This window comes from Pseudorhodoferax sp. Leaf274 (genome assembly GCF_001422445.1).
Taxonomy (GTDB): domain Bacteria; phylum Pseudomonadota; class Gammaproteobacteria; order Burkholderiales; family Burkholderiaceae_C; genus Pseudorhodoferax.
On the sequence record NZ_LMNA01000019.1, the window covers coordinates 1 to 7,567 of the forward strand.

Below are 7,567 nucleotides of genomic sequence, written 5' to 3' on the forward strand. Positions count from 1 at the left end.
CTCCCGTAAGCGCACACCTCCAAGCGGGTCTGCGATCAGAGGCAGATGCTTGCCGTCATCCCGCGGTCAGGCAAGGACGGCCCACGTCGGACTATTACGATCGGATGTCACGTTCGCGAACAGTTCCCCGCTTGGCCCTGGGCTTCGTTCGGGCCGCTCTACGGGTACCACGAAGACTTGCCTGGGGATTTGCCGTGGGCAAGCGGAACGTTGGCTCTGTGCAAGCAAGCGGGAATTGACCATGGCGTATTCGTCGGCACGTCGATTCCATACATCTGGACATTCGACTTAGTTCTCACGCTCGCTTGGTTGCCGCCGCGCAGTGTTCGCGGGGCCATCGTCTCCGTCAAGCCACTGAGCAGCGAGTTGTACACGGGAGACATTGATCCTATTGCCCGTGGACCCGAAAAGCTTGAAGTGGAGCGCTTGTATGCGCAAGAAATCGACTTCACCTACTTCGTCTCAGATCGAACCGCCTTTCCGGGGCATTTGCTGGGCCAGCTCGACCGCTTCCGCGCCGCTGCGATGTTGCCGACTAACAGCAAGGAAGTGACCGCGCGCAATCGGTTGCTGGATTAGCAAGGTGAGTCACTCGCCTCGTATCCTCCGGATGAGTGGCGGGACCGCATGATGTCCGACTTCGGACTCGACGGAGACCAGGCTCTTCGCGCTGTGCGAAGCATCATCTGGCATCAGTTGATTGACGTGGACTTGCGCGAGGAAGTCTTGATGGACCGTGTCGTGAGCCCCGGAGGTCATGCCTTCAAGCGTGGGCTTCGCGCTCGCCTGGAGAAGGCATGAGGTTGATCATCGCAGGCATGGTGATCGATGCAATTCAGTCTCCAGCCGAACCTTCAACTCCAGCACCGTTGGTTTCGGAGCCACACCTTGTAATGTATGTGCATCGCGGGACAGACCACTTGGTGGTCATCCCACTTACACCTCGGACGAGTGCAAAGCGTACCTATTTCGTTGGTCCTCGACGACTGAGCTTGAAAGAGGCGGAAGAACAACTCGACCTGAACAAACCATTGCTCAACCTGGGTGAGTTCAAGCCGCGTGGGGCTACCTTCCGGACCGACGATCAACTCAACGAGAAGTTCAAACGTGGGTTCCAGGTGGACTCCATAGCTTTGCTTCGACTGAAGGCGAGATGGGCGTTGATCAGCACCCTCGTTCAGGACTCTAGTTTGAGCCCACTGCTTCTCGATAGCGAACTGCGGCCGGGCATCCTGTTGAAGCACGCCCGAACTGCTTTGCTGTCGCCCGAACTCTGCAAACAAATCGCAAACCTGAGATCAGGACGAGTGGAATGCATCGAAGCTACCGAAAGTCCGACCGCGAAGGAACTCGACGTCGTCGTCAGGATGCTTCAGCGGCTGCTCAACCAATACTGGGCCGGCGGTAGCAGACGCGGTGCACTGATCGGCTCTGCAGATCGTTGTGGTGGACGCGGAAAGCATCGAAAGGCAGGGGCTGCGAAGCGCGGTGCTCCCAATGCCCGGACCCGCGCCGGCGAGGTAGGGCGTGAAGGCATCAACGTCGAAGAAAACGGATACCACCACAAAATCATTGCCTTCTGCTACACCAGTTGGGTCTTCCGTGGTCAAACAGTCGCCAAAGCGCTGCGACGCATGTGGACAGAGTTCTACAGCATCGCGGTCCAGATGCCCGACGGAACAATCAAGCGCGAGTGGCTTCCGGATCACGAACGCCCAACGGAAAGTCATTTTCGGACTTGGGGACAGGGGAGGAACAGGGAGCTGGCCGCGTGGCGGCTCATGTTGGCTCCCAAGAGCCATGAGCGCAACTATCGCGCTGTGCTTGGCTCGGCAAGCGATGACCTCTACGACATCGGCCAGCGCGGGTCCATGGACAGCACTTCAATCGACGTAGAACTGGTGCGAGCGCTGGACCGAATTCAACGAATCGGATCTGCACATCGAATTTTACTCGTCGAGAACATGTTCGGCTACATCGCTGGCCTTTACCAAGGGCTAGAGGCTGCGGCGAGCAAGACGGTCCGTCTGGCTGCGTTCAACGCTGCTGATCCAGACAAGGAAGGCTGGCTCAAGGACATCAGCATGGACAAGCTGCTGTCCCACGAAGACTTCTTGCCCATTTGGTTTCAGTCAATCATCTCTGACAACACCGACCTCCGCAGCGAAGAAATCATGAACTGCCTAAGCGGAATTGGCACGCACGTCCACTATGTGCCGGTCAACGAGGGAAACCGAAACTCGCTTGCCGAGGCGGGCCACCACATTCTTCACCGTCTCTCCGATCACAACTTACCCGGCACGACGCATGGGCAAAAAAAAGCGCGTGGCGAACGCTCCGCAGAGTCGCAAGCACGCTGCACAAACATCGAAGCTCTGCGTGCGTCTGTCTACGCGATCCATCTTCACAACACAGAAGAGATGAAGGACTTCCGATCGCTAGACCTGCGTTGGAAGAACGTTCCGCCTACGCGGTTGGCATTGACGCGCGAGTTCATCCGACAAGGGCGCGTGGCTCGTGCGTCGCAATCAGTGGATCTGCTGCGCCGCCAGTTGTTGCCGACGCACTGGGGCACCTTTACGGAGCAGGGAGTACGGCTTCACCGCCGAAACGAGCGAAAGAATCCTCAGTTCATCAATCACATCTGCTATGTCGCCAACCATCCGATCATCAATGCTTGGTGCGAAGACGCTCGTCGTGGCGGCAAGGACGATCCGGAATTCTTCCGCGGTCAGTTCATCGTCCATCCGTTCCATCCTCGGAGGATCTGGTACGTCGATCCAGCAACCAATGAATCAATCGAACTCAACCTGAAGGTGCTCAAGATTCGCGATCCCGATCTCCCATATGTGATGACGCTTTCCGACATGGTCGACCGCGATGCGGTCGAGGCTGCGGAGGCCATGGACTCTAGCGAGAGGTCACAACGCCAGCGCGGTGACATGGAAGCGTGGCAACGCGAGCAAGCGGATCAGGCCAAGCAAAAGTACGACGCTGACGTCGCGCGCGCCGGAAAAGAGCCCAACAAGAGGGAGATGAAGGAGAACAAACGCACCAATCGAGAAGCCGAGCATGCCGAGACGATCATGGGGGTTGCGATTGACGACTCCGTGCTGTCGGAGACAGCGGAATCAACGCCGGCGCCTCCGATCGCCTCCCAATCCACGCTACCTTCTGCATCGGATCCTAGCCCGGTGACCGAAGTAGTTGGACCGCCTGACCACATGCCAACTTCTCCAAGATCGTCACCACGTCGCTCACTGCTTTCAGAAATAACTGCATCGCAAACCCTTCACTGAAAGCGTCTCACATCCTGCTATGAATTCACCACAGCATTGGTTCCGCGCCGGCAACCCACTGACGCGCAGAATGTCGATCTATGAGGATCTTCGAGCGCTCAACGACGCACTTCGTTTTGATCCCTTACTCGGCCTGGACATTCGGAGTCTGACGATCTTCGAGCGGACTACCCTGCTGCTCGGCGACAAGCTTCCTTTGACGCCGACTGCAAAGTCCCTTGAACTGTGCATGACGATCCATGCCATGGTGGCTGCTTCGTATGCTTTGAGAAATCCGACGCTTCCGGGCGCACGGCGTTGGGTCGATCAGGCCATCAGATACGGACGAGACGGGCGCTCAAATCAATCGTCTCAGCGTGCATTGGTTGCCCCGGGGTCATCGCTGCTCCTTGTCAAGGGCGCGTCTGGACTTTCTAAATCTGTCACGCTCAAACACACCGCACGGACCTTAGGCGATCAGGTCATCGTGCACGACAACGTAGAGGAGGCCCTTTGGCGGAGACAGCAGCAGCTTATCTATCTCTACGTTGCCATGAGCCACGACGGAAGTCGAGGTGGTCTCCTAATGGCGATCCTGATCACGGTAGATGAGCTGGTCGGAACATCGTATGCGATCGATCTACCACGTACATACAAAACGGTCGATCGACTGGCTAGCGCTGTGGTCGCGCTTCTGCACACGTACTACGTTGGCGTGCTCATCATTGACGAAATCCAATGGTTCAACACGATGGCGACACATCATTCGACGGAAATGCAAATGTTCTTCCTAACGATGTCCAATAGTGGTATTCCTCTGGTGCTATCTGGTAATCCGCGAGGCTTTGGCTGGATCAGTGCCTTGAGTCAGAACAAGACTAGAGCCCATGAGCGACCGCCCGTTCATTTTCATCCGTGTGGCTCCATGGGCAAGCTGAGCGAGAGCGTCGACGAAGAATGGGAAACAGTGGCGTCGGGCGTACGAAAATACTACGTTCTGCACGACGCACCAGTCGACATTCAGACTTGTCTGGTCGAATTGAAACGTTTGAGTGGGGGGATTCCCCGAGTCGCACTGGCGCTGTGGTGTCAGGCGCAGTGCAGCGCCTTGATGAGTGCAGAGGAGTCCATCAGTTCCGAGCACATCAGGGCCGCCTACGAGAGTTTCGACGACGACATGCGCGCGCTGTGCGACGGCTTTGCAAACAAGGACTCCATCTTGCTGCGTCGTTGGCGCGATGACGTAGATGTGGACTTCTACGCTAAGGTCTGGGGACAAAAAGAGCCGGGTGGTCCTCGCGAGCCGGTCGGCGACAGCAAAACGAAGTTCGCGGCGTCTGAAGGGTCGCCAGATCTGGAAGAAGTACCGCCGGGTTATCGGGATGTGCCAAAGGGAGATCCAAAACGTCGCGCTCCTAGGAGCGCGGCGGCGCTGCTCAAGGCGCAGCAGACACGCGAGCGGAAGAATGATCAGGAGCGAGAAAAGTTGGCGGGGACGCTCCAGAGCAATGACATGCGCATGAACGGAATGATCGAGCATTCCCTCGCGGGATTCGACGCAATGATGAAGTCGGCAGATCTGTGAGCGGAGGCACTCCCACTGCTTCAGCTCTCCGCGCTGTCGTCCGGCCTCTCCCACAAGGTGGGCAACGAGCTGGAGAGCCACGACTTGTCGTGCCGGTAGAGCCACGCCCATCCATTGCTCGGGAGTTTACGAAGAGTTTTGGCACTGGCGCCGGGATGCTTGCGCAGCAGGTTCAACCAAGCTGTACGGTTCGCCGCGCGTGCCATCGCATGTCGCGCATTGGCCCATTGATCCCGCAGTTCGTGCTCCGCCGACAGCAAGCGATGAATCGTTGTCAGCGAGACCTCGTTCCGTGCTGCGACGATCTTACGTTCTACGCCCGCCCTCAACTCGTTGCGGATCGCTTCAAGTTGGCCCGTCCGCAGATGTTTAGCGCGCGATGGAAAATGCAAGCTGTTAATGTGTGCCCAGCGAACGCCAGTAGTGGTGGTGACGCCCACAGAAGTAGCCGCAGACCTGATGGTGGCGCCACCTCGAACCAGGTGAACGAATTGGTCCCGCCGGGACAACTCCACGTCTGTGCGATCCTGTCGTTCCTCCAGGCGAGGCTCATCGGTGGATGGGTTGCCGTCTGCCTCCACTGCCCGAATGGCGTCTTCTGCGCTTTCGAACATGGCCGCAAGCAAGGCAATGTGCTTGAGTGGGTGGGCGCTTGTGGAACCCCAACGCGTCGTGTTCGCAAGGATCGCTGCAAGATCCAGTGTGCAGGCGCCGAATGCCAACCCCTGGAAGGCGCTCTGCACGATCCTGAAGTCGCTGAGCAGAGTTTCGAAGATGGCCCCGTGTCGAACGCTGCCGCCCGGACTGAGTGCACCATGAAGCTTAGCCCAATGGCGGTACACGGCGACGAGCCTTGCATGACGCCAAGCGCCTGGCGCCAACGTCTGGGCATGGGCGCTGATCGCTGCCATACGTTGCAGCAGGTTGTCTGCGCGCTTCCCTCCTACTTTGACTTCGGCGCGGTGATCGGTCGCCGGCTCGTCCGGGAGCAGCCAGCTCCGACGGTGTACGGGAGACGCTGTGTTCCACGTCAGAACAAGTGGCCGCTGATGGCGGCTGCAGACCAAGGTGGAGGGTGGTTGATGTGGGATCCGCCAGATCGCCCAGCCGAACTTTTCGACATCCTGTGCAACGCAACGCTTGCAGAACTTCAATGGGTGGTAACCGCGGATGCCGCTCGCTGGAATGCCCAGGCGCATCTTGAGATCCGGTACCGCCCCCGATGTGACGCGCGTCAAGATGTCCTCGGCGAAGTCGCGCGAGGAGAACGGCAGAAAGTACCCGAGCAGCGTGTGACGAAGAGCGACTTGGCGTGCATTCCCGAACGCACCTTCAGTTGCCGTCTCGAACTGCGCGACATGCGATGGGAAGTCGTGCCGCAGGGCGGCGTACTTGCTGCCGAACAGTGCTTGACTCGTGGCCAACGCACTCACTCCCATGGAGCGACGGTGGTATGTCGCGCACCAGCTGTACAGCGTTTCCTCACATTGCAACGTCGGCAACTTAAGAGGCCAACGGTCCAGCGGTCGAGTCGAAGACAGATGTGCGCCTTTTCGAAACTGCGGGGGGATACCTTTTGCTAGACCGAATGATGCAGCGCTACTCGACATCTCGCAACGGGCAAGAGCTGGAGAGGGATAGGCGGTCGTGCGCCTTGGAACGGCTCCCTGTCGAACACCACCACGCAGCCCGAGAATTGGCTGGGCCAAGATGAAGTTCAGAACTCTTCTACCCGACGAGTTGTTCCTTGGGTACGTTGGGCATATTCGCGCTGCAAATTTCCTGCTGCCGAGAACGCGGCTCATCGACCGACTCGGTCCGCTACGGGGACAACGTGAGGGATCCGTTCGGAGGTCCTGTGAGTTCTCAGCTGTGATCGATCACCTCAGTTTGGATCCACTCGAAGTCGTCCGACGGCATACGCTGGTCCCGTTAACCAAAAGCGTTTCTTGGGAGCAGTCGGAGGAACCCCGCCCATTCGGCCAGTTTGTCTACTATCGATTCGCTATGTCGGCCGCTCCAGCTGGTCGCGTCTGCCGTGACTGCATCTTGGAAGACGAGTTGAATGGTCATCCGCCGTACTGGCGACGATTGCATCAGATTGCCGGGGTTAACTGGTGCGGTCGGCACATGCGTCCGCTGACGAGCACGCTTTGCAATAGGCGACTTTCTCTCGGGCCTGTCAAGGCGTTGGAGGATGCAATCGACCTTACGCGTGAAGATGTCGACCCGCTCATGCGTGCGCCGGTCGTCACGCGCTATCTGGACGTTGTTGAGCGACTGCTAGCATTGCTTGATCGCCCTTTGGAAGCGGCGAAGGCAAGCTGGACTCTGCGAAGAAGAGCCGAGTCACTTGGTATCAAACTGAATGGTAAGCAGAGCTTGGAACTGTTGATCCGGCAAGTGACGCCCGGCGGATGGCTTTCTGAGAGCTTTCCAGATTCTGTGCAGAGAATACCGAGCGAGTCGAGCTGGATCGACCGTATCACGTACTCTCACATCCGCTGTCGTCCCGAAACCTTTGCGCTGGCAACTGCTCTGCTATGGGATGACCCAGGGGAAGCGGTCGAGGCCCTAGTCCTAGGAACGGTTGAGAGGCCTAACCCTAGATGTCGTTTCCCAAGAGGTTGTTCACCCGAAGTAGTCGGGGAAGATGGAGGTTCTCACGCCAAACCATCAACCCAGAACAACCTCGGATGAACAG

5 protein-coding genes are annotated in these 7,567 nt (G+C 58.1%); 4 read left to right on the plus strand and 1 reads right to left on the minus strand.

What is annotated here, in order from left to right; all coding sequences use genetic code 11:
• Positions 1-45 precede the first annotated feature (45 nt).
• The 3 genes from ASF44_RS31920 to ASF44_RS31160 all read left to right on the plus strand — a co-directional run bounded on the left by ASF44_RS31920 (position 46) and on the right by ASF44_RS31160 (position 4,863).
• On the plus strand, positions 46-579 hold the full coding sequence (locus ASF44_RS31920) for a TnsA endonuclease N-terminal domain-containing protein (RefSeq protein WP_156374561.1): 534 nt from the start codon (positions 46-48) through the stop codon (positions 577-579).
• Positions 580-797: 218 nt separating this feature from the next.
• A complete protein-coding gene (locus ASF44_RS31925) occupies positions 798-3,299 on the plus strand; it encodes a hypothetical protein (RefSeq protein WP_156374562.1) in 2,502 nt (833 codons plus the stop codon).
• A gap of 70 nt (positions 3,300-3,369) precedes the next feature.
• Complete coding sequence (locus ASF44_RS31160) at positions 3,370-4,863, plus strand: ATP-binding protein (protein WP_162243830.1); 1,494 nt, start codon at positions 3,370-3,372, stop codon at positions 4,861-4,863.
• A gap of 20 nt (positions 4,864-4,883) precedes the next feature.
• Here the strand turns inward: ASF44_RS31160 and ASF44_RS31165 are convergent, their stop codons facing one another.
• Complete coding sequence (locus ASF44_RS31165; protein WP_082524853.1) at positions 4,884-6,668, minus strand: TnsD family Tn7-like transposition protein; 1,785 nt, start codon at positions 6,666-6,668, stop codon at positions 4,884-4,886.
• Here ASF44_RS31165 and ASF44_RS33285 point away from each other — a divergent pair.
• Positions 6,574-7,563, plus strand: coding sequence for a TniQ family protein (locus ASF44_RS33285; RefSeq protein ID WP_082524854.1), 990 nt, complete (start codon positions 6,574-6,576; stop codon positions 7,561-7,563). The genes ASF44_RS31165 and ASF44_RS33285 overlap by 95 nt on opposite strands.
• Positions 7,564-7,567 lie beyond the last annotated feature (4 nt).